General features: G+C 43.0%; 15 protein-coding genes. 6 read left to right on the top strand and 9 right to left on the bottom strand.

The window, feature by feature from the left end; translation table 11 throughout:
• The first annotated feature begins 8 nt into the window (after nucleotides 1–8).
• A complete protein-coding gene (locus tag HUJ21_RS11980; RefSeq protein ID WP_291370068.1) occupies nucleotides 9–773 on the top strand; it encodes a hypothetical protein in 765 nt (254 codons plus the stop codon).
• A gap of 15 nt (nucleotides 774–788) precedes the next feature.
• Here HUJ21_RS11980 and HUJ21_RS11975 read toward each other — a convergent pair whose 3' ends face one another.
• Nucleotides 789–1,559, bottom strand: coding sequence for a LexA family transcriptional regulator (locus HUJ21_RS11975; RefSeq protein WP_291370066.1), 771 nt, complete (start codon nucleotides 1,557–1,559; stop codon nucleotides 789–791).
• Nucleotides 1,556–1,813: a hypothetical protein gene (locus HUJ21_RS11970; RefSeq protein ID WP_166145037.1), complete on the bottom strand. Its 258-nt coding sequence runs from the start codon at nucleotides 1,811–1,813 to the stop codon at nucleotides 1,556–1,558. Before HUJ21_RS11970 ends, HUJ21_RS11975 begins: the two co-directional genes overlap by 4 nt.
• Nucleotides 1,814–2,166: 353 nt before the next feature.
• Between HUJ21_RS11970 and HUJ21_RS11965 the strand changes: the two genes are divergently transcribed.
• Both HUJ21_RS11965 and HUJ21_RS11960 read left to right on the top strand, forming a co-directional pair.
• On the top strand, nucleotides 2,167–3,333 hold the full coding sequence (locus tag HUJ21_RS11965; RefSeq protein WP_291370063.1) for a histidinol-phosphate transaminase: 1,167 nt from the start codon (nucleotides 2,167–2,169) through the stop codon (nucleotides 3,331–3,333).
• 72 nt (nucleotides 3,334–3,405) lie between these two features.
• Nucleotides 3,406–4,524: a permease gene (locus HUJ21_RS11960; protein ID WP_291370061.1), complete on the top strand. Its 1,119-nt coding sequence runs from the start codon at nucleotides 3,406–3,408 to the stop codon at nucleotides 4,522–4,524.
• A gap of 246 nt (nucleotides 4,525–4,770) precedes the next feature.
• Here the strand turns inward: HUJ21_RS11960 and HUJ21_RS11955 are convergent, their stop codons facing one another.
• The 5 genes from HUJ21_RS11955 to HUJ21_RS11935 all read right to left on the bottom strand — a co-directional run bounded on the left by HUJ21_RS11955 (nucleotide 4,771) and on the right by HUJ21_RS11935 (nucleotide 14,220).
• On the bottom strand, nucleotides 4,771–5,922 hold the full coding sequence (locus HUJ21_RS11955) for a histidinol-phosphate transaminase (RefSeq protein ID WP_291370059.1): 1,152 nt from the start codon (nucleotides 5,920–5,922) through the stop codon (nucleotides 4,771–4,773).
• 179 nt (nucleotides 5,923–6,101) lie between these two features.
• Nucleotides 6,102–6,536, bottom strand: a complete 435-nt coding sequence (locus HUJ21_RS11950) for a hypothetical protein (protein WP_291370057.1) — start codon at nucleotides 6,534–6,536, stop codon at nucleotides 6,102–6,104.
• Between the two features lie 63 nt (nucleotides 6,537–6,599).
• A complete protein-coding gene (locus HUJ21_RS11945; protein ID WP_291370055.1) occupies nucleotides 6,600–8,060 on the bottom strand; it encodes a SusD/RagB family nutrient-binding outer membrane lipoprotein in 1,461 nt (486 codons plus the stop codon).
• A 30-nt stretch (nucleotides 8,061–8,090) separates the two neighbouring features.
• Nucleotides 8,091–11,189 (bottom strand): SusC/RagA family TonB-linked outer membrane protein, encoded by a 3,099-nt coding sequence (locus HUJ21_RS11940; RefSeq protein WP_291370083.1) that lies wholly within the window; start codon nucleotides 11,187–11,189, stop codon nucleotides 8,091–8,093.
• A 769-nt stretch (nucleotides 11,190–11,958) separates the two neighbouring features.
• A complete protein-coding gene (locus HUJ21_RS11935) occupies nucleotides 11,959–14,220 on the bottom strand; it encodes a Tex family protein (RefSeq protein WP_291370053.1) in 2,262 nt (753 codons plus the stop codon).
• A gap of 147 nt (nucleotides 14,221–14,367) precedes the next feature.
• On the opposite strand from HUJ21_RS11935, the gene HUJ21_RS11930 reads away from it, so the two are divergent.
• A complete protein-coding gene (locus HUJ21_RS11930) occupies nucleotides 14,368–14,733 on the top strand; it encodes an Hpt domain-containing protein (protein ID WP_291370051.1) in 366 nt (121 codons plus the stop codon).
• Between the two features lie 3 nt (nucleotides 14,734–14,736).
• Here the strand turns inward: HUJ21_RS11930 and HUJ21_RS11925 are convergent, their stop codons facing one another.
• Entirely contained in the window at nucleotides 14,737–15,693 is a 957-nt protein-coding gene (locus tag HUJ21_RS11925) for an N-acetylmuramoyl-L-alanine amidase (RefSeq protein ID WP_291370049.1), read from the bottom strand.
• 601 nt (nucleotides 15,694–16,294) lie between these two features.
• Entirely contained in the window at nucleotides 16,295–18,517 is a 2,223-nt protein-coding gene (locus HUJ21_RS11920; protein WP_291370047.1) for a sodium-translocating pyrophosphatase, read from the bottom strand.
• 322 nt (nucleotides 18,518–18,839) lie between these two features.
• Here HUJ21_RS11920 and HUJ21_RS11915 point away from each other — a divergent pair, with 322 nt between their 5' ends.
• Both HUJ21_RS11915 and HUJ21_RS11910 read left to right on the top strand, forming a co-directional pair.
• Nucleotides 18,840–21,212 carry an alpha/beta fold hydrolase gene (locus tag HUJ21_RS11915; protein WP_291370045.1) on the top strand — a complete coding sequence of 791 codons (2,373 nt, stop codon included), beginning with the start codon at nucleotides 18,840–18,842 and terminating at the stop codon, nucleotides 21,210–21,212.
• On the top strand, nucleotides 21,205–23,631 hold the full coding sequence (locus HUJ21_RS11910; RefSeq protein ID WP_291370043.1) for an alpha/beta fold hydrolase: 2,427 nt from the start codon (nucleotides 21,205–21,207) through the stop codon (nucleotides 23,629–23,631). The genes HUJ21_RS11915 and HUJ21_RS11910 overlap by 8 nt, the downstream gene beginning before the upstream one ends.
• Nucleotides 23,632–23,710 lie beyond the last annotated feature (79 nt).

Below are 23,710 nucleotides of genomic sequence, written 5' to 3'. Positions count from 1 at the left end.
AATACATCATGCATTTAAAATCAGATGACATCATCAGGCTTGAAATAGAATATGTTACGGGTGAAGTGCCACCACCCTTCAGCCATGTTTTTAAGCTGAAAATGTCTTTTGGCAAGAATTTCGTTAACACACAATTCGATATCCAATATACCGGAAGAGAAAACTTAAGCCCTGAAGAGATAACCGACGAAGGTTTTACCATGGCTGATGACTATAGCTATAAAGGCGAAATCCCAAAACTTTGGGAGCAAATCATAAAAAAACTCTACTCTTCTTCAAAGTGGTCAAACCAAAAGGCTTTGGGAGACAAAGGGGGTATTAAAATTTTGGCCAAGGACATTCATGGAAAGATCACCAGGGATATTCCCCTAAACCAGGATGAATGGTACCTCACCTGCCAGGATTTCATACAAGCCATCTATGAAATCAGTAAAAAAGAAGCTCCACTTTGCATCAGGTTTAAATCCATCCGACCTTCACAGGAAATTAAAATCGAATTACTGTTTAAATTTTCCGTAAGGAAAGTGGAAGCCATGGTGAATGATCAGGTCAAAACCCTGGACTGGGACAAAGGAAGGGAGTTAGCTTCCCTTATCTTTATTCCCGATTATGACTACGGATCAGCCATGGAAGAAGAACCTAAGCAAATTGGCGAATTCCTGGATTGTGGGGATGGACTTTGGCATAACTTCGAAAAAGGAATATTCAATTTAGACCAGGAGTATGATGCTAAAGGAAAAGTATTGATGGCATTCAAAGAATTAGCTGACTGATAAAGAAGTCAAAATTTAATTGCCTGTTATTTTTCGGATATCGGTTTTGATCTCCTGTATCATCTCCGCCAAATCTTCCAGGGAGAGAGGACTGGCTGAAGGCTCTGGAAAATCCGTACTGATATAGGCCCTGGCTTCCCAAATTTCCAAAATATCCTGCGCAGGAATATCATATGGTTTGTACCTGTCATTGTCGGACACAGCGAATAATTTCCCCCTTTCCTGGATATAATTGAATAACCTTTTATAAACGACACCCTCGTTTTTGGTAACCAAAACATATGTTTTGCCATTTTTTATTTCCAGACCACTTTCTACATAAGCCCCGATAATTAATGTTCCAGGCATCAGGGGAAGCATGCTGTCTCCGCTGATTTCGAATGCCCGGTAGGTTTTGTTTTTCGAAAGATGGGGCAAACTGAAGTTGGGCAATTTTTCCATGTATTCAGGATCTGAAAAACCATTTAGATAGCCGGCAGAAGCTTTTTGTCCGACCATACTTATCCACTCCTCATCTTTTTTGTCCAAAGTAACTGTTAATATTTTTAGTTGATCTTTTTGCAGGTATTTACGACCCTTTTTTTTAATGTCCCAAAAAACCAATTCATCCATGGTGACATCAAAAATAGCAGTCATTACTTCCAATGCTGAAAGTTTTGGATCCGACCGGCCATCCTCATAGGCAGAAATCATGCTTCTCTGCACGCCTAATTTTTCAGCAAGCTGAACCTGGGTAAGCCCGCAGCTTTTTCGCAAAAGTCTAATGTTTGCAGCGAGGAAAGTCATGCGGAATACAAGAAAAATTGGTGGTCATCTTTCCATTCGTTTTTGAAGGTAAACCTGAGCAGATCCATTTTGGAATGGGACCTTTGGCTCAGCCTCTTTTTGATTTCATCTACGATTTCCTGATCTGAATAGTCGCCTCCAACCAAGAGATAGCCATAACTCGGTTTAAGGGAATCAAGGACTTGAAATTTGACCTGAACATTTCCAGAGGGAAGTTTTTTTGTAGTGAAGTTTATTCTGAAGTAAGTTTCCATTTGAAGTATATGTTGATATTTATAACATTGTAAATATATAAATTGTTGATAAAATAAACAATTTTGTTTTATTTTTCCTGACAATTAAGGCATTCAGACAGTAGGGGGCAAAGGCATGCGCTAACAAAAAAATCATAAAATACCTCCCGTTAATTGCGAAAAACTCAAATCCAACAGGAAATGATAACTAACTTAACTCATAGGGTATATATTAACCTTATTTTTAATTTTTTTATACAAAAAATAATTTTACTGGATTAAAAACAGACCTATTTTTTATGTTTTTATTTTTTTTCATTCGAATTTGGTGTAAATTTAAACCAAAATATTAACCACTTTACAAAAGTAGACTTATGAAAAATTTTAACAGAAGGGACTGGTTAAAAACCAGCGTTTTGGGTTTAGGTTCGATACCGTTGATAACCGGAAACCTCTCAGCAAAAACCAATTCCATATCTACAAAGAACTGGAGCAGCGAAAGTATGTTGTGGGAAATGAATCCCATGTATAAAGATGTAAAAATGAAGGCCAGGCTTCTGGCCAATGAAAATCCATTTGGTCCCTCCTCCAGCGTTCAGAAAGCCATCGCCGAATCCATTAGCCTGGGAAACCGTTATGGACATGGAGATGCAGCATACCTGATAGACATGCTCGCAGAAAAAGAGGGCGTTAAACCCGAAAACATAATGCTCGGTCCAGGATCTACCGATATGTTGGAAAAAACTGCCATAGTATTGTGTCAAAAGGGAGGAAATGTCATTTCCGCTGATCCTTCGTACATGTCTTTGGTCAATACTGCCAAAGCAATGGGCGGAGATTGGAAGGCAGTTCCATTAAAAGCCGATTATTCTCATGACCTGGATGCGATGGAAAGTGCCATCGATTCTGAGACCAAGTTATTGTACGTGTGTAATCCCAATAACCCAATGGGTGCCATCACGGATCCTGCTGAATTGAAAACATTTTGTAAAAGCGCCTCCAAAAAGCGTCCCATTTTTGTAGATGAGGCTTACCTGGAATTTATGGAAAAGCCAGAAGATCATACCATGGTAGGATTGGTTCAGGCAGGTCATGATGTAATGGTAGCCAGAACATTTTCTAAAATTCACGGTATGGCCGGTCTTAGGGTAGGTTATCTGGTTGCCACTGAGGAGCGGATCAAGTCCATTACCAGCATGGTTAGAGGTACGATGGGACTTTGCGTCACTTCTCTTAAAGGTGCCATTGCAAGCTTAAAAGATGAAAAATTCATTGCATCCTGCAGAAAATGGAACAAAGAATCAAAAGAATACACTTTAGATCAGGTGAGGTCTATGGGATTTGACCCCATTACTTCCCATACCAGCTTTATGATTTTCCCTATTCAGCAGGAAGGTAAAGCATTCGCAGGAAAAATGATGGACCAGGGTGTAGGCATACGGGTTTATTCTATCGCAGACTCACCTTGGTGCAGGGTCAGTATGGGTACCATGGACGAGATGAAATTGTTTGTGGATGCCCTAAAAACAGCCACCACCTGATAATTATTGATTGATTAGCAATAGACCCCAAATAACCACCCACTTTACTCACTAACAAACTAATCAATTCCTATGAACTTAGCTGTCCAAAAGACGCTTTCTTTGCTATTGCTATTGGTTATCGGGTTTTTATTAAGGAAAAAACTAAAAGATCCTGCACAGCAAAAAGGTTTAAAAACCATAATCCTTACCGTCGCGCTACCTGCCATCATATTCGTTGCTTTGTTAAAGGCGGAAGTGCAATGGGATTTACTGGCATTGCCTATTATGGCACTTGCCTTCAATTTCACACTATACTTTATATTAAAATTTTCATTGCCTTTATTTGGGTTGGAAAAAGATTCTCCTTCCTACAGAACCTATTTGTTGTTGTTTCCTTCATTGGCACCGGGTTTATCTTGCTTTCCCTTTCTGATAGAATATCTCGGAGACGATGCGCTGGCCTGGGGTGCATTGGCTGATATTGGAAACAAAATATTTGTTCTGGTTATAGCCTATATGATTGCCATGAGTTGGTACTTTAAAATCAACAATGACATCAAGGTGGGCAATGGGGAAAAAATTAAATCCCTGCTGCTGTCCCTGGTTAATGAGCCCATTAATATCGTGATTATACTTGCCTTGGTATTGATCAGCCTGGGAATTCATTTAGAACATCTACCGGTATTTATGTCTACTGCCATCAGTACCCTAAGCAATCTGATGACTCCTTTGGTGTTGATTTTCATAGGAATTGCTGTAGTATTTAATTGGAAACAAATTAGAAAAATCGCCGGGTTATTAATGATCCGATCCGGGCTAACCTTCTTATTGAGTGGTACGATATTACTATTAGCTCCTCAATTATCCTATGCAGCAATTTTGGTTCTGGTAGTATTTCCACAAAGTGCCATAAGCTTCTGGCCATTTGCACATATGGCATCCGTTACTGCTCTGGAACAGGGCAATGATAAGAATTGGAATAAAACATTTGACATGGAACTGGCAGTAAACATATTGGCTTGTTCACTTCCATTTTCCACACTAATCATGCTGACGGTTTTTTCCTTTGGCGAATTGTTCGCTTCATCTACCACCCTTTTGTTGGTGGGGTTTGTTTTGATAGGTTTAGGGATAATAAAACCTTTGTTGAAATGGTTTAACCTTATCGAATATGAGCCTGCATTGGAAAAAGAAACACACTCTTCATAAAAAATAAACCACTAACAGTTAATTTTACAATGTGATCAGATTTACCTCTGTAAACGCAGAAAGCAGCTTTTCGGGTGAAAAGCTGCTTTTTTTTTATTAATAGCCTGATTTTTAACAGTTTCAAACCCTCAAGATATGTTTCTTCCCTATATACAGTAAAAAAGCAGTCTCCTAAAAAAGAGGACTGCTTTATAAGCTGAACCAATTATTGTTCAATAAGGCTAAATCAAGAAACTTCGGCCCGATTTAGGATTTGTTTATAGTGGTACCGATGACTTTTTGAAAAGCACCTGCAAACATTTCCAAATCCTCCATTTTACCCATACTGACCCGACAATAATCTTGACCGGCCACATTCATGCTTTTTATTCCTACCCCATTATCCAGCATCTTCTTTTTAAAATCTGCGTAATCCATGGCTATGGGAAATAAAATGAAATTGGTATGGGAGGGAAAATAATCATGACCTGTTTTTTCCAAAACATCATAAACGAATTTCTTACCCTCATTATTCATTTTAACAGAATATTTGATAAAATCATAATCCACCAAACTGGCTGTAGCAGCACTCATTGAAGGACCGCTCAGGGTATTTCTGGGGCCTTCTTTGGCCAACTCTTTGATGACTTCCGGCTGAGCAATGCAATAACCTACCCGTAAACCAGCAAAGGCGTGTACTTTAGAAAATGTCCTGGCGACAATCACATTTGCTCCTTCCTTGATACAGGCAGTAGTGGTAGACCCCTTGGGATTCTCCATATAATCCCAATAAGCTTCATCAACAAATACAGGGACCTTAGAGGATACCGTATTACAAAAGCCAATGATCTCTTCACCAGTCATTATTTTTCCCGTTGGATTATTTGGATTCACCAGATAAACCAAAGAAACACCTGGTTTTACTTTATACTCCATGGTAGACAAATCGTGGTCGAAATTTTTGTCCAATGGAATTTTGATCCATTCAGAGCCCATCATTTCGGCAGACCTGATCAGGGATGTATAGGTGGGGTCAGCGGATAAAACCTTACCCTTTGCTCCGCCATATACCCTAGCTGCAGCATGTAATAACTCACTGGATCCGGCTCCAAGCAAAATATGATCTTCACTTACTCCTTCTTCTTTTGCAATCAATTCAATCAGGGTCTGCCTGTATTCTCTGGGATAAAGGAAAGAATCGTCAATAGCAGCTTTAAGTGCTTTCTTGGCCGAAGGGGATGGGCCGAAAGGATTTTCATTGGAGGTTAACCTGGCATACCTGTCCTTTTTTGGAAGGTATGAAGGTCCCAAAGAAGCAACGGATGATCCGGAAGCCGCACCGGCATAACCCATTGACATGAGGCCCGCGGTCATTGTAAGACTTGATTTAAGCCAGTTTCTTCTGTTTAATTTTGTCATGATTGATTTGGTGTTAAGTGGTTAAAATTAATTTATGAGACTAAAATACAAAAAAGGATGTTTTGTTCTGGGTTTTACCTGTCCTTTCCATATAGATATACAATACCAATATTTGAATAAGACTTTTACCAAAACAAAACATCCCTCACTTAAGGAACACTGTCCTACTTTTTGATGGTTTATTTTACACGCACATTGTGGTATTGTCTGAAGGCAATATCATTGTAAGTACCTGCAAATTCCAATCTGATCTGGGTGCCAGAGCTTGGTGTTGCCACTCCAAGGGAAGTCCATGGATTTTCAAACATGATCTTTCCCTGTGCATCGGTAGTTAAAGTACTTATTTCTTCCGTCTGATTAATGAAAACAGTTATTTCCAAGCCGGAAACCGGGATAGAATCAATGCCTACGGTCCGATCCAGAATACCGCTTTTGTCAAGTTCATAAAAAGAACCAGCAACAGCAACACCTGTGCTGGCCTCAAATTCATTTCCTTCGAGGACTACCAAAACGGGAGAGGCGACATTAGGTGTGGCCAGTTCTACTGCATCTACGCAAGAAAATGCCGACACAACCAAACCCAGAAAGGCAATTTTATTTAATAAGTTTTTCATGATTTGTATTCAATTGATTATGAATGATTTTCATTTAGCCGAGTAAAATAAATGGGATGGCTATTATTCCGCCCACCACAACCTGGTTCTCATATTATCTCCACCACCCAGCATTTGTATTCCTTCTTCAAGATTGGTCATATTCAATGAATATTCAGAAGGTGGATACTCGATTCGTGTAGGCAGTACCCCATCGTTTACAAAAATAGCGTTGGGATCAGGTGTTGGCATTTGAGGAAAACCTGTTCTCCTGTATTCTGTCCAGGCCTCTATACCCTGACCAAACAAGGCGATCCACTTTTGTGTCATGATGGCTTCCTTATCTACATTTCCCAATCTGCTGATATAATCTGCCGGCATCTCCAAACCATGCTGTTCGAAAGAACCGCTGATGGCCATTTCCAGGTAATCCATGTGATCCCCTGCTATATCTCCTTCAAGAGCAGCTTCAGCCAATATAAACATCAATTCCGAATACGTCATCAAAATACTTGGTGCTTCGGGATCAAGAAACTTCTGTCCTATGGTAGAGGCAGATATGGAAGATGCCGCTGCATCTGTTAATCCATTCGGCAATCCGGCAAAAGAACCGTCCGCCAGCGGTAAGGCATAAACACTGATGCGATCATCATCCAACTCCAGCAATTTATCTATTAGGGTAGTGCTGATATTCCAGTCAGAACGAGTAGAAAAAACATCAAACATTTTATTTCTGCTTCCGATCACGTTGGCATGATTGAGCTGTGCATAATCATCATTCCCTGTGAAGATAGGAAAGGTTTCAGGTGAGGATAGAATTTCCTGCATGATGGCCCTGGATTCTGCGGGCTTTTTGGCAGCCTGACGGTTGGCCAATTTGATCCTCAGGGAATTGGCAAACTTTTTCCAGCGTAAGATGTCCCCATCAAACATGATATCTCCATTTACCGCCGGACCTCCTATTGTCAGCTTTTCATTGGCCATTTTCAAATCTTCCAAGACACCGGCATAAATTTCCTCCATGGAATCATAATCCGGAGAATTGACAGGTTCATCTGCCGCCCCTTTTAAGGCATTGGAATAAGGAATTGGTCCAAAGACGTCTGTCAAATAGGAAAAGGTAAATGCTTTCATAACCAGGGCTATACCTTCGTAATTGCGGTTTTGAAATGCTCCACCTTCACCGGCCAATTCAATTACCTGTTCCAGATTTACCAAAGAACTGTTATACAAGTTATCCCAGGTCCCGGTGGAAACAGTAATAGGTATTTCATAGGTATCTCCTTCAGCATTGATATATATGTTTCTTGCCAAATGCTGGATCCAGCACATGGCTGCATCGATATTCAATCTTTCAAAACGCGTACTATGCCCCCAGTACCTGTCTACGGACACCTGAATGGCATTAGGCAATAACAGGGCAGGAGAAATAGTAACAGGATTGTTAGGATCTGTATTGATCTCTTCAAATTCCTCTGTACAGGAACCGACCAGAAGGAATAGACCCAACATTAGGGTATATGGTATAAATTTTAATCTTTTCATTGTAATTTTCTTTACCAGGTTGGAAATCGCTTAAAAGGATACATTCAGGTTAAAGCCTATGTTTCTGGTAGAAGGCATTTCGCCATATCCAAAACCTTGGGCATTACCACCTTTTCCATCAAATTCGGGATCCAGATGGGGATGATTTCTGAATAAAATAGCCAGGTTTCTTCCCACTGCAGATATCCTGACACTTTGAAGAAAGGTATTGGATAGCAGGGATTGTGGCAAACTATAGCCCAGAGACAATTCTCTGAGTTTGATAAATGACCCATCAAATATCCCTGATTCGTGATAGGTCCTTGGATTTTGAGCGTTCCAAAAGGGTTGGGCACCTACGATCACGTCATTGGTTACATAAACCGGGCTTTCATCCGTTCCAACGTTTTTCACACCTTGACCGATAACCCCCTCTTCTCTACCAATGGCTGTTTCTACATACTGTCCTGTTTTACGGGCCAGGCCGGTACCTACGTCAAACAAGTCTCCGCCCATTCTCACATCTATCAATGAACCTAAGGTAAATCCTCTGTAGGAAAAAGTGTTTGACAAGCCACCAATCCAGTCCGGTTGAATGTTGCCGAGCTGAAAAGTACCGGCTTCAAGTTGTGGCAAACCATTGCTGTAAACAATCTCACCTTCCGGAGAACGCAGGTACCTTCTTCCATAGAGTGTTCCGTAAGGCTGTCCGATTCTGGCTTCTGAAGTCAAACTATTCTGACTACCCAGGGTGTAGTTTTCAAGACCTTCGGCCAACTCCACTACAAGATTCCTGTTTCTGGCGAAGTTTAATGCCACATCCCAGTTTAATCCTCCTGAATTTTGCAACAAAGACCCTGTCAACATCAATTCAATCCCCTGGTTGGTAATTTCTCCGGCATTCAGAATCTGGCTTTGATATCCGGATGCCCTTGAGATGGCCACGGCTAGAATCTGGTTGGTAGTGGACTGGTGGTAGTAAGTAAAGTCCAAACCAATCCTTCCATTCAAAAACCTCATGTCCAAGCCAATTTCCTGTCCTGTGGTAATTTCAGGTTTCAGGTTTCTATTGGCGATTTCATCAGCCGCTGCGTATGCAGGTGTAGTGCCTGCCCAAAGACCCTGAGAAGCAAAAACCTGATTCAATAAATAGGGATCTGCATCGTTTCCTACCTGTGCCAAACTGGCCCTCACTTTAGCGAAGGTAAGGAAATTGCTTTGTACGTTAAATAAGTCCGTAAGCACGGCACTCAAAGCCACAGAAGGATAAAAGAAGGAATTGCCGTTTACGGGCAATGTACTGGACCAGTCATTTCTACCTGTTACATCCAGGAAAATGGAATTGATGTACCCAAATTGAGCAGAACCAAAAACACTATTTACTACCTGCTTTCTGATCTCACTGGATGGTACAACGGGACTGGCATAATTACCCAGATTGTACAAACCATCAATGGTCAATTCCCTGACATTTACAGCTGTCATTTTGTAATTATTGGTCCTGTTGATGGCCCCTCCCTGGAGGTTGAGCGAAAATCCGTTATCCAAAGTTTTGTTATATGTCAGGATAATATCACTATTGGTTTCCTGACTGGTCATTTGGGTGTCTGTATAAGCTCCCAGAATTCGCACAAAATTTTTGGTTCTTTCTACACTTGTCACATCAGTTCTGCTATCGGTCCAGAAGTCAGTACCAGACCTGACCATTACCTTAAGGTCGTCTGTAAAACTGTAGGTAGCCGCTATATTTCCAACCAGCCTATCTTTTTCGTTGGCATTAGGATAGCGGTCCTGAAGAAAATAAGGATTGGTAAAATATTCATGTTGCCAATTGGCGTAGGGATAATCGTCACCAGGTCGGAAAGTTTCCCTTTGGATGTCATAATATTGCTCCCAGTTTTTCAGCTTATCATAGTCTGTATGCCTGTGCGCCCAAATAAAATCAGAACTTCCGGTATACCTTCTGTTATCAGAACCTGATTTCACATATTCCGCACTCACAGTGAAGCTTAACTTATCGGTAAAGTTGTATCCTGCATTGAGCTTGAAATTGTTTCTGTAATAATCGTTGTTGTACATGATACTAGACTGGTCAAGTCTACCCATAGACAACCTAAAATTACCGGATTCATTGGAACCTGCCACCGCAATGTTATGGGTCATACTCCTGCCGGTTTCCCAAAACTGCTGAAAATTATCAGGTTGAGGCAATAAAGGCTCTCTTCCCGGAGCACTGTACCAAAGGGGCACCTCGCTGCCATCCATGGGCTGACCCCAGCTTTCATCCACTCCGGCAGTACCGCGAATTCCATCGGCATCAAAACCATTTCTACCGTCCACATACCAGGTCCTGTACCCGATACCTCCACCATAAATATTTTGCAATCCTGGTTCTACCAATGGTCTGTCAAAAGTCATGTTGGTGTTGTATTCCACACCAATGCCTTTAGCACCGGAACCATCTTTAGTGGTAACCATGATCACACCGTTTGCCGCTCTGGATCCGTAAAGAGCTGCCGCAGTAGCTCCCTTAAGAACGTTTATTTCCTTGATGTTATCAGGATTGATCTCTGACAATCCACCGCCATATCTCCTGTCTGAAGACTGTTCCAATGGAACACCATCCAGCACCACCAATGGCTGGTTGTTTCCTGCTACTGAAGAAGATCCCCTGATAACAATATGAGAGCTACTACCGGGCATGGAATTGCTATTGATCTGTACGCCGGCAATTCTACCGGAAAGGTTGTTGGCAATATTCGGCTGGCGGGCATCAGCGATTTGGCTACCCTCTACCGCCTGTGTAGTGTAGCCTAACGCCTTCTTTTCCCGTTCCATTCCAAAGGCGGTAACAACTACCTCTGATAGGGCTGTTTCATCGGGTAAAAGAGAGATGGTCAATTCACTTTGATTGCCCACTTTTACTTCCTTTTTGTCATAACCAATAAAAGAAACCTCCAGAAGGTTTTCGGTTCCTGACAAGGAAAGTGAAAACTCCCCGTTAATATCAGTAGCGGCTCCTTTGGTCGTTCCTTTCACCAATATGCTTGCTCCCGGAATAGGTTGCTTGTTTTCATCAATTACCTTTCCAGATACTGACCGCTCTTGTGCAAAGAGCGGATTAATCAATGTTGACCCGAACAGGATCATCAATCCAAGGAGGAGTTTGGTCATGCCATTACTCCCTTCCTTTGCGTGAGTAAATTTTTTAATCATGTTGTTAATGGTTAATAAGTTAAGATTTTAACCGGATAAACACCGGCCGGCCCAAGCGGTTGATTTTGGGGAAGTCTGAAAAGGTTACTTTGGGGGTAAAATTGTTTTTATAGGAAAAAGTGGCTTAAATGGAACCCTAATTCCAACAATTCGAGATAAATATAAAACAGGAAACCGGATTAGAAAAATTTACCAAATTATTTTTCACAATAATCAATAAAACGAAATATATAAATGATATTTGTTTTTGATATTTTATTATCTTTTTATTTAAATTTTAAAGAGTTAATAATATATTTTATTATATATTTTAATGTTTTATTAATATTTTTTAGATGAGTTAATTATTTTTATTTTTTGATAATAAAAACAAAAAATGGTTTATTTTATTATCGTAATTAAATTATTATGTTCTTTTTTTAAATTTTTTAGTTTATTTTAAACCTATATTTTTTTATAAAACATTAATTCATCTTTTTTAAGGTGTTTTTTTTACCAAAAAAAATTAATGGTTCTTATATAATTTTTTTTATTGTATAATTTATCATTTTAAATATTTTATTCTGTTTAAATCATCTTAACAGAGGCTTTCTTTAAAAAATCACACAATCAATTCATGATCACCGTTTTGGGTTCAATTTTTTGATAAAAAAAGCCCATGCTCAATTTATGAACATGGGCCTTTCAGGGCAGTTGCATTCACTTATTTTCCGAATTTTTGCTTCAGCAAATTTAATTTCTCCGCCATACTTTCATTTTCTTCTTTCTTTTTTGTTTTGCGTTTTTTACCAGGGTTCTCTGATTTATTTTCCTGAGTAGCTTTCGCAAATGGATCTGATTTCATACTCAAACCAATCCGTTTTCTCGGCAAATCCACTTCCATAACGGTCACCTGAACTTTTTGATTGACTGTAACCACTTCTTTTGGATCCTTTACAAATCGATCTGCAAGCTGACTTAAATGAACCAGGCCATCCTGATGGACGCCAATATCCACAAAGGCACCAAATTGCGTGATATTGGTCACAATTCCGGGCAATTCCATTCCCACTTTCAAGTCCTTCATTTCATTGATTCCCTCCTGAAACTGGAATATTTCAAATTGCTCTCTAGGGTCTCTCCCAGGCTTACCCAATTCCTCAAGAATATCCTCAAGGGTGGGCAGGCCTACTTGTTCATCCACATATTTTGACAATGGAATTTTTTGGACCAACTGATCATCTTTAATCAATTGCTCCACAGAAACGCCCATATCTTTGGCCATTTTTTCAATCAAATCATACCTTTCCGGATGGACCGCACTACTATCCAGTGGGTTGGCGCCATTTCTGATCCTCAAAAACCCCGCAGCCTGCTCATAGGCCTTATCTCCCAACCGGGGTACTTTCCTGATATCTTCCCTGCTTTTGAAGGGGCCGTGTTCATTTCTAAATGCCACGATATTTTGTGCGAGTGAGGGCCCAAGCCCGGATACATAGGTAAGCAATTGCCTGGATGCCGTGTTCACTTCCACCCCTACTCCATTTACACAACTCATTACGGTGTCATCCAAGGAGTTTTTCAGGGCAGTCTGGTCTACATCGTGTTGATATTGCCCTACCCCAATGGATTTGGCATCAATTTTTACCAATTCTGCCAGTGGGTCCATCAACCTTCTTCCTATGGAAACAGCTCCTCTTACCGTCAGATCATAATCGGGAAATTCTTCCCTGGCTACATCAGAAGCAGAATAGATGGAAGCCCCGCTTTCATTGACCATTACAATGAGTACTTCCGGCGGCAAGCCAATATTTTTAAAGAACAGCTCCGTTTCCCTGCTCGCAGTACCGTTTCCGATAGCAATGGCCTCAATCTGGTGCCTTTCCACCAAATATTTTACCAATGCTCCTGATTCCATGGTCTTCTTTTGAGGTTCATTTGGATAAATGGTCTCATTCTGCAACAACTGCCCCTGAGGTCCCAGGCAAACCAATTTACACCCTGTTCGAAACCCAGGATCTATGGCCATTACGGACTTTTCACCCAATGGAGAAGCCAGAAGCAGTTGCCTCAGGTTTTCTGTAAATACCTTTATCGCGGCTTCGTCTGCCTTTTTCTTGGAATACAGCCTGACTTCGGTTTCCATAGAAGGTTTTAATAACCGTTTGTACCCGTCCTTTATCGCCATACTTACCTGCTCGGCACAGAGGTTATTGGCTTTTAAAACCCTCTTCTCAATTACTTCCAGAGCTGCTGCCTCCGTTGGCCCTGTATCCAACATCAGAAAAAGCTCTTTCTCGCCCCTTCTCATGGCCAGGACCCTATGAGACGGAGCAGATTTGATGGGCTCTTCCCAATCAAAATAATCTTTGTACTTCATGGCCTCCTGCTCCTTTCCTGGAATTACCCTGGAAGTGAATTTCCCTTCTTCAATAAACAGCTTTCGTAAATTTTTCCTTATTTCAGCATCTTCATTCACCCATTCGGCCATGATGTCCCTTGCTCCCTGCAAGGCCTCCTCAACGGTTTGCACACCCTTTTCTTCATCCACAAAATCTTTGGCAATGGTTTCTGGCTGAAGGCGTTCCTGAGCAAATATCTGGTTGGCCAATGGCTCCAGGCCCTTTTCCCTGGCAATGGTACCTTTTGTCCTACGTTTCGGCTTGTAGGGAAGGTAAATGTCCTCCAGTAAACTCATGGTTTCCGCTGCCAAAACCCTGGCCTCAAGATCCCCGGTCAATTTCCCCTGTTCCTCAATGGATTTGATGATGGCTTCCTTTCTTTTTTCCAGATCCCTTAGTTGTTGGAGCCGATCCCGGATAGCGGCAACCTGCACCTCATCCAAACTTCCGGTAACTTCCTTTCTGTACCTGGAAATGAAGGGGATGGTGGCACCTTCATCCAATAATCCGGCAGTACTGACCACCTGATCATTTTTAACCCCCAACTCGCTGGCTATCTTTGAATAATGATTCACATCTGACATGAACAAAAATTATTTATTGCTGATTCTTTATAACTGGGCGCAATTTAAGTCTATTTTCTTGTGAAGCATGGAAAAAAACTGAAAATCCCACATGCGGTTTTTTCCGTTTCAAATGATATATTTGTAGCCTAAATAGACCAAGCCACAATGGAAAATAGCCAGGGAAAATTATACAATCTCGTTAATTTGGAAGAAATCAGTGGGGGGAGCGACGAGTTTATCATCGAAATGACAAAACTATTTATTGATCAGGCAAAAAACACCATAAGTGGGCTGAACGCTGCCTTTGATCAGAAAAATTTTACCGAAATCAAAAACCTGGCACATCAGATAAAACCAAGCATCGATAATATTAAAATTGACATTTTAAGTCCGATCATCCGGGAAATCGAGCACCTGGCTGAAAGGCAAGATCAACCAGAAAAACTTTCTCCTCTGATCATGGAAACCAACACCGTTTTGGAAACCGTGATTTCCCAACTTCAAACCGAACTGAAAGAAAGAGCAAAATAGCGATCAGGGATAAAAAGCCCGAATTCGCTTTCTTTCCATTCTGGCCTCAGCTTTTTTTTCTTGTCGGGCCAAAATGTCCGCCCGCAACACATGACAGTGTTTGGCAACATAGGAATCAGGAAAGGATCTCACGGAAAGTGTAAGCAGTTGGTAAGCACTGTCCAGTTGGCTTTTTTCACCGGATTCTATCAACCCTTTGCCTGCCTCATAATTGGCCTTCCATTGTAAAGCCTCAGGACGCATTCTTTCGGCCTCCTGGAAAACTTCAAATGGAGAAATTTCCAGTGGGGATTTTTTCTCCTGAATTTCCGGTACTGAACTTGAAAAAAAATCAATTATACCTTCGAAATAAGCCCTGGCCTCTATCTCGTTGTAATTTGTTGACTTGAGTCTTTTTTCTTCCCCTGGATGCGTGAAAAAAGAGGCCTCGGCGATAATTCCGGGAATACCATATGTCCCCCTTAGTACACTTGCCCCGGATGTAGAGAAAATGGTGTAATCTGAAACCAGGCTAAAGGGACCCTGATCATCAAACAAGTTTTTGCGCAATTGGTCGGCCACTTTCTGCCCGAGGACCACACTGGCGCCATTTTCCACAGCACTGCCATGAAAATAAATGATAGGAAAATTTACGGTGGAATCAGCTGTGGCATTGTGGTGAATGGAAACAAAGAGATCTGCCTTATTGTCTAGTGCCAATTTACTTCTATCATCCAACGAAACAAATGAATCATCCATACGGGTAAAGATCACATTGGCACCTGCCTTTTCAAGCATTTCTCCCAGGAGAAGAGCAACCCGCAAATTGACCCACTCCTCTCTTTCGCCAGAAGGCCCTACGCGATAAGAATCAGTAGCTGCTGTTCCCCCATGACCGGGATCCAGGAGAATGACTTTACCTTTTAACTGATCTGATGGGTTTGAGATATTGATATCCGAAAATGAACCAAGTGTTAACAAACAGCTGGCTAGGAGGGGAAACAAAAGAGGCGTGTTAAGGTATTTGCACATATATTGTATTAATGATTGTTAAAATATCTTTTTTAAAATTTATGGTTCGTGCAAAATTGACTTGAATCAAAAACCCAAAATCTGATTTTATTTTCAAAAATAAAAATCAAAAATTCAGGTAAGCAATAAAAAATTCTCCCCCATATTCCTTTTGATTTCAAAAATTACGAATAAAACCAACAAAACCTGAGTTTGACTGAATTTCGTTAAAAAACCGTCATTCCGAGACCTAACATTTTAAAAAACGAAGAAATCAGGATGACGATACGGTAATTTTAAAACATTGATTTACAGGTACTTAACAAACACATCATCGGTAGGGATCCCCTCACCGGTAGGCTTAGAGAGTGTTTTGAGCGGTGAAAGCCGTGGGTATCTCCTGCCAAACGAGACTGCCACACCCTTTCCCAGCTCCTATACCCACGGCAAAGGGTTCGAAGTGACGATTCAATTGGTTTTTATTGACGATCTTCATTCGAACTCAGTAACAAAATAAAAAGCCGCCAGTGAATCGTTGGCGGCTTTGATTAAGAAAAATGTATTTTTCAGATCAGTTGATCTCTAACACTTCAATTTCTGCTGGTAATGCTTCAGGTACCTGCACTACTTTCTTGATTTCATCTACCCCGGCATTGTCTGAAATTCCCAGCGGACTGTTCAGGGGAATAAATGGTGCAATGATGATGGAAACGATTGAGGTCAGCTTGATCAGGATATTCATGGAGGGCCCTGAGGTATCTTTAAAAGGATCTCCTACCGTATCTCCGGTAACGGAAGCTTTGTGTGGCTCTGAGCCTTTATAATACATTTCTCCATTAATTTCCACACCCTTTTCGAAAGATTTCTTTGCATTATCCCAGGCACCTCCGGCATTGTTCTGAAAAATACCCATCAATACTCCTGAGACGGTCACTCCTGCCAACATACCTCCCAAAACCTCATGTCCGAAAAGAAATCCAACGATAATGGGAGACAAAAGGGCAATGGCCCCCGGTGCCACCATCTCCCGGATGGAAGCCTTGGTAGAAATCTCCACACATTTTTCATAATCCGGCTTTTCGGTATAGTCCATAATTCCCGGCATCTCTTTGAATTGCCTCCTCACTTCATTTACCATGTCCATGGCTGCCCTTCCTACTGCTGCAATGGCCAGGGATGAAAAAATAAAGGGAATCATGGCCCCTACAAATAATCCGGACAAAACATCCGCTTTATAAATGTCTATGGTAGAAATGCCCGAAATACCCACGTAGGCTGCAAATAGTGCCAGGGCTGTCAAAGCTGCTGAAGCAATGGCAAAACCCTTTCCCGTAGCAGCTGTGGTGTTTCCAACGGCATCCAGAATATCGGTTCTCTCCCTGACCTCCTTGGGAAGCCCGGACATTTCAGCAATTCCACCGGCGTTATCAGCAATAGGGCCAAAGGCATCTATGGCCAACTGCATGGCAGTGGTGGCCATCATGCCCGCTGCTGCTATTGCTACTCCATATAGACCTGCAGCCATATAGGAAGAAAAAATCCCTCCGGCAAGGACCAAAATTGGCAAAACTGTAGATTGCATTCCTACCGCCAGGCCTCCGATTATATTGGTGGCATGGCCGGTTGAGGATTGTCTGATGATGGAATTCACCGGGCCTTTGCCCATGGCGGTATAATGTTCGGTAATGATACTCATCAGGGCCCCAACGATCAAACCTATAAAAACAGCCCCAAAAACACCCATTTTCGTAAATGCAATAGAATTTAACCTGGACATGACCAGATCACCCTCCGGCAACATATAATCAATTACAAAGAATGAAGCTGCAACAGTCAACAATATTGAAATCCAGTTTCCCCTGTTCAGGGCCGCCTGTACATTTCCTGTTTCGGAATTTATTTTAACGAAAAAGGTGCCTATTATGGAGAACACCAGACCCAGCCCGGCTATTACCAGAGGCAGAAGGACCGGAGCAATTCCTCCAAAATTGTCATTACTTACAATTTCTCTTCCCAATACCATGGAGGCCAATATGGTGGCCACATAGGACCCAAATAAATCTGCTCCCATTCCGGCTACATCCCCTACGTTATCACCCACATTATCTGCAATGGTAGCGGGATTTCTCACATCATCTTCGGGTATTCCAGCTTCAACTTTTCCCACCAAGTCAGCTCCCACATCGGCAGCTTTGGTGTAAATACCTCCACCTACCCGGGCAAAAAGAGCAATGGATTCCGCACCCAGGGAAAACCCTGCAAGTACTTCCAGGGCAGTCTCCATTTCATGTCCGTTAACATCTCCTCCGGAGGACAATACAAACATGTTGTAAAAGATGATAAACAAACCACCCATACCCAATACTGCAAGGCCTGCAACTCCCAAGCCCATAACCGTACCCCCGGTAAAGGAAACATTCAGCGCTTTGGCAAGGCTGGTTTTGGCTGCCTCTGTGGTTCTGACGTTGGATTTGGTGGCAATCTTCATTCCCAGGTATCCGGCAAAAGCCGACAAAACCGCCCCTATGACGAAAGATACTGCGATTATTGGACTGGAGTTTTCAAGTAGTGTCCCGGACCATCCCAAAATGATGGCTGCAATCACCACAAAATAGATCATGACCTTCCACTCTGCTTTCAGGAACGACATCGCTCCTTTGGCAATGTAACCTGCCAACTCCACCATACTTTGTTCACCCGTAGGCTGCCTTGTTACCCAGGCAGATTTTATGGCCATGACCACCAACCCAACAATACCCAAAAAAGGGACCAAATAGAGAAATAATTGTTCCATATCAGCTATCAAAGAAATATATAGATTTTTTAATTTCGACAAAGATATTATTATTCCTAATCCTTTCAAGAAAGAAACTGTAAAAGATGCTGTTGTAAGTTCCAATCATTCAATTTGAGGCTTTGGCACGCATAAACCCTGAATTTTTTAATCATTTCACCGGAAATGTCAGGGTTTCGTTCAAAATCAACTCTCCTTCTCATGCGATATTCAGTGATGATAAGGATCTTATGCGAATTTTTACCATTGGCCCTTTTTACATAAGGATTTGTCATTAATTTTAGGTTAATTAAGTTACAAACGCCAAACCCGGCCCTTTCCCATGAAAAAATCAAATATGCGATCCTGTTTTTTCGGAGGTATAATCTTAATCATCAGCCTGATACCCCTATTGAGCATGGCTCAATCCCCTGATACCTTGAAGCGCAAAGCCTTTTTGGAAGATCTCCGTGAATTAAACAGACCCCACCCGCGCCCTGAGCAGAGGGCCAGAAACGTTTTTGCTTCCTTTGAGCGGCTGAGCTATAAGGATAGCACCTGGGATGCCTGGCAAAAAAGGACCGGAGAATTACCTCCTGATTTCGACTCCCTGCCTGATCTTCCTTTTCTCCCAGATCCGCTCATCCTGGATGAAGGTGGTCAGCAGATCCCTGTTGAAACAATGGAACAGTGGCAGGCAAAACGAGAATGGATACAAGAACAGGTGAAACTTTTACTGTCCGGAACCTTTCCCGATCCTCCGGAAAACCTGACATCAGAAATCTTATCAGAACACCGGGAAGGTGAAATCAAGGTTCAAACCGTCCTGCTGAAATTTGGAGACCATGAAAAAGCCCGGCTAACCCTCGAAGTATATACCCCTCCCGGTGATGGTCCACACCCGGTCTTTATGAGCCAGTGGAACCACAGGGGTTGGGTGCAGATAGCTGTAAGAAGGGGCTACATGGGGGTCATATATGCCGGGGCAGATGTTTTTGATGAGACCATTTCCTACCAGGAAGTGTACCCTGAGTACGATTGGTCTGCCTTGATGACCCGCGCCTGGGGAGCGCAAAGAGCCGTCGATTACCTGTATACTTTGCCGCATGTGGATAAAGATAAAATTGCATTGACCGGGCATTCCAGGAATGCAAAATTATCCATTTTTGCCGCAGCCTTTGACCAAAGGATCACCGCCCTGATAAGCAGTAGCGGAGGTACGGGTGGAGAGATCCCCTACCGGTATACGGACGAAAGACATGAAAATGAATCGATCGATTACCTGAATTCGATCAGGCCTCAATGGTTTCATCCCCGCTTACGGTTTTTTAACGGCAGGGAACACAAGCTGCCCATTGACCAAAACTCACTGATGGCCTTGATTGCCCCCAATGCCTTATTGCTGAGTTCTTCTATCAGGGAGGCCGGAGGAGGTGACCCCTGGGCCATCGAACAAAATTACAAGTCTCTGCAGCAGGTGTATGACTTTCTGGGACAACCCGATAAACTAGGAATCCGATTCAGGGATGGGAAACACGCCGTTGCAGCCAGGGATATAGAATCTTTTGTGGACTGGCTGGACATACAGTTTGGACGATCGGACAAAAAATGGAACAATCAAATGTATTACAGTTATGGTTTTGAAAGCTGGGAAAAGGGAAGAAACTCACCAGGCTTACTCAACGAACAGCCAGTAGCACTATCTTCCTTAATAGATCACACGGCTACTCTGGACCAACCAGGTCTGAATGCCTGGCAGGAAAAAGTCCGGGAAAGGATTCGGTGGACCCTTGGAAAGCAGCCTGAGGGAATCGCCGCCTCCCCTATTGCAAATTTAAGCAACAATACGGATTACCTGGACCTGTTACTCAATCGTCCGCAGGTATCCAACGGTATCAGGCGCAATATAGCCCCATATAATGCTTTGGGAGATTACCAGCATGGTGCCATTTACCTTCCTTCAAATGATAAGGGGGAGTTCAAACCAGAAAGTGGAAAAAAAATCCCTATGGTCATATACCTGCATAAGTATGTCAACACAGGGTTTGATACCGGCATGAACCATTTTATTGAAACTTGTCTGGCTAAGGGGATGGGTGTATTCACCATGGATCTGTTGGGCTATGGCAGCCGCATTGAAGAAGGCTCCGGTTTTTATGACAGGTATCCGGATTGGTCAAAAATGGGTAAAATGGTCAAAGATACCCGTGATGCCATTCAGGCACTGGGTCAACTGCCATTTGTAGATACCAATCAATTGTACCTGGCTGGCTATGCTTTGGGTGGTACAGTAGCGCTGTTTACTGCTGCTTTGGAGGAGCAGGTTGCCGGAGTAGCGGTTGCTTCTGCTTTTACCCCTTTGAGGGAGGCCGGTTCGCATATGGAGGGAATCAAAGCTTATTCCCACCTTTATGGCCTGATCCCCAACTGGGGGTACTACACGGATAATCCCTCGGAAATACCCGTGGATTTCCCGGAAATACTGGCTACCATCCTTCCACGGCCGCTGATGGTCGTCAGCCCAGCTCAGGACAGGCATGCCGATTTGCCAGCCATTAGCAGAACCCTTCAAAATCTCAAAAAAATCACCCATCAAATGGGGGACAAAAACAGCCCTTACCAGTATATACCCAAGGGATTTAACCGATTCAGAGAGACCTCCCAGGATAAAATGATAGACTGGATTCATCAGCATACCCAACAAACTCATGACTAAGCTATTGATTGATACAAAGTTTTTATTTCCTTCCCTTATTTGCCTGCTTTTTCTGCTGGTTTCAATTCCGGGGATGGGCCGGCAAAAAGAAAAAGAACCGGATAGTGGCCTGACGCTTGCAGTCTTTGATGTGGATGCTACTCCTCCAGTCGGAAGCTGGCTAGCTTATGACCCGATGCAAAACAGGGATGATTTAGGTCTCAGGGCAAAAGGAATTGTCATTTCAGGAAGCGGTCTTCCGATTGTACTCTGTGCGATAGATTGGATTGGAATTGCCAATGAAAGTCAGGATGCTTTCAAGGCGACTTTGGCAAAGGCGGCTTCCACCATACCCTCGCGGGTAGCCGTCCATACGGTCCACCAGCACGATGCGCCCATCAGTGACTGGGGGGCGGAAAAAATCCTGGTGGATGCAGGTTTAGACCCATTTGCTTTTGAAAGTTCCTTTGACCGGGTTGTATTGAACAGGCTGGAAGCGGCCATACGCAGTGCTTTACCCAATGCCCAACCCCTGACCCATGTGGGTACAGGAAAAGCAATGGTGGAAAGGGTGGCTTCAAACCGCCGTATCAAAGGAACTGACGGGAAAATCGAATATTTTCGCAGCTCCTCTACCAAAGATCCCAAAATCCGGGATTTCCCTGAAGGCCTGATTGATCCGGAGGTTTCACTGATCAGCTTTTGGAATGAAGATCAGCCGCTGGCAGTCCTGAGTTATTATGCCGTTCACCCGCAGAGCTACTACCTCACCAAAGTGGCCAATCCCGACTTTCCGGGTATAGCCAGGTACATGCGGCAACTGGAGGTCCCGGAAGCCTTGCATGTACATTTCAACGGTGCCGGTGCCAATATTGCTGCAGGAAAATACAATGATGGCTCAAAAATCAACCGAGGTCTGTTGGCTGATCGGCTGGCCGCAGGGATGAAAAAGGCCTGGGAAAACACGAGTAAACAAGCATTGGCCCCTACAGATATATTTTGGCAACAGGAACCCGTTTTGCTGCCGGCAAGAGAGGACATCCCGAATATTGAACAGGAAATGCACCGGCAGAACGCTCGCTGGCTGACCAATAACATGCAAAAATTGGCCTGGTACAAGCGACAGCATTTGGGGAAAAAAATTGAAATCGGCTGCCTGACCCTTGGAGATGCCCGCATACTCCATTTGCCTGGAGAACTATTTGTGGAATACCAACTGGCAGCCAAGGCCGAAAGGCCCGACTTATTTGTGGCCATGGCAGCTTATGGGGATTACGGACCGTTTTATATTGGTACCGCTGCGGCCTATCAGGAAGGGGGTTATGAAATCGACGCAAGCCCGGTAACTTCGGAAGCCGAGCCAGTCATCATGGCGGCGATCAAAAAGCTCCTGCGTCAACCCATACCCAAGCGGGAAGCATCCAATTCCTACATTTTGCGGGAAGAAAGTGACACTCCTATCAGAAGCCTTCATGAATGGAAAGAAAAAGAGAAAGTTTGGAAAAACAATATGGCCTCCATCATGGGAACCCTACCCTCCCGTAAATGTCTGTCCATTCCTACCCTGACCTATACCGACTCCCTGGTGGAGAGCAGGTTTACCCGTTATCAGGTGAGCTTTCCGTCCGACCATAAAAATAATGTAACGGCCTATCTGTATGTTCCGCACCAAAGCAAAAACCGGCCAGCCATGTTGGTCCTTCACAGCACAGGCGAGGAGGGTAAAAGAATCGTAGACGGACAGGGTCCATTAGAAAACAGGGCTATAGCCAGGGAGCTGGCCGAAAAGGGTTACGTGGTGATGGCTCCTGATTATCCAAGCTTTGGGGAACAAAAGAACCATGACTTTTCACAGGATGGCTTTCCTTCAGGAACCTTGTTAGGAGTTTGGAATCACATGCGTTGTGTGGATGTTTTGAGCCAGATGGAGGCAGTAGACCCCAACCGCATAGGTGTGATCGGGCACTCTCTGGGTGGGCACAATGCTCTTTTTGCCGCAGCTCATGATCCCCGGATCAAGGTGGTGGTGAGCAGTTGTGGCTGGACTCCCTTTGATTTTTATGATATAGGAGAAGCTGGTACGAAAAATTATGGAGGACGGCTTGGGCCCTGGGCCCAGGAAAGATACATGCCAGCCATCAAAAATCAACTTCCGGATGCCTATCTTCCATTTGATTTTACAGATATCATCGCCTTGATTGCTCCCAGACCTGTGTTTACCAATGCCCCCCTGCAGGATAGTAATTTTTCCGTGGAAGGGGTCAAAACCGGTATCCATTTACTCGCCCCTGTATACCAGTGGATGGGGTTTCCGGATCATCTGCAAGTGAGGTATCCGAATGCCGGACATGACTTTCCCCCGGAAATAAGAAAGGAGGCCTATGCCTTTTTGGATGATATTTTCGGTTTTAAGCCGACTAAAAAATTGGCCTTTGAGTGACAAAAGGTTCATATAAATCATGGAGTAATTAAAAAAATGATCCGTTAACGGAAAATAATTTTCATTTTAACGGATTTAA

The sequence above is a fragment of the Cyclobacterium sp. genome, assembly GCF_014762705.1.
In the GTDB taxonomy this organism is placed as follows: Bacteria; Bacteroidota; Bacteroidia; order Cytophagales; family Cyclobacteriaceae; genus Cyclobacterium.
The sequence above is the reverse complement of the archived record's forward strand: the minus strand, read 5'-3'. Positions and strand labels throughout refer to the sequence as shown.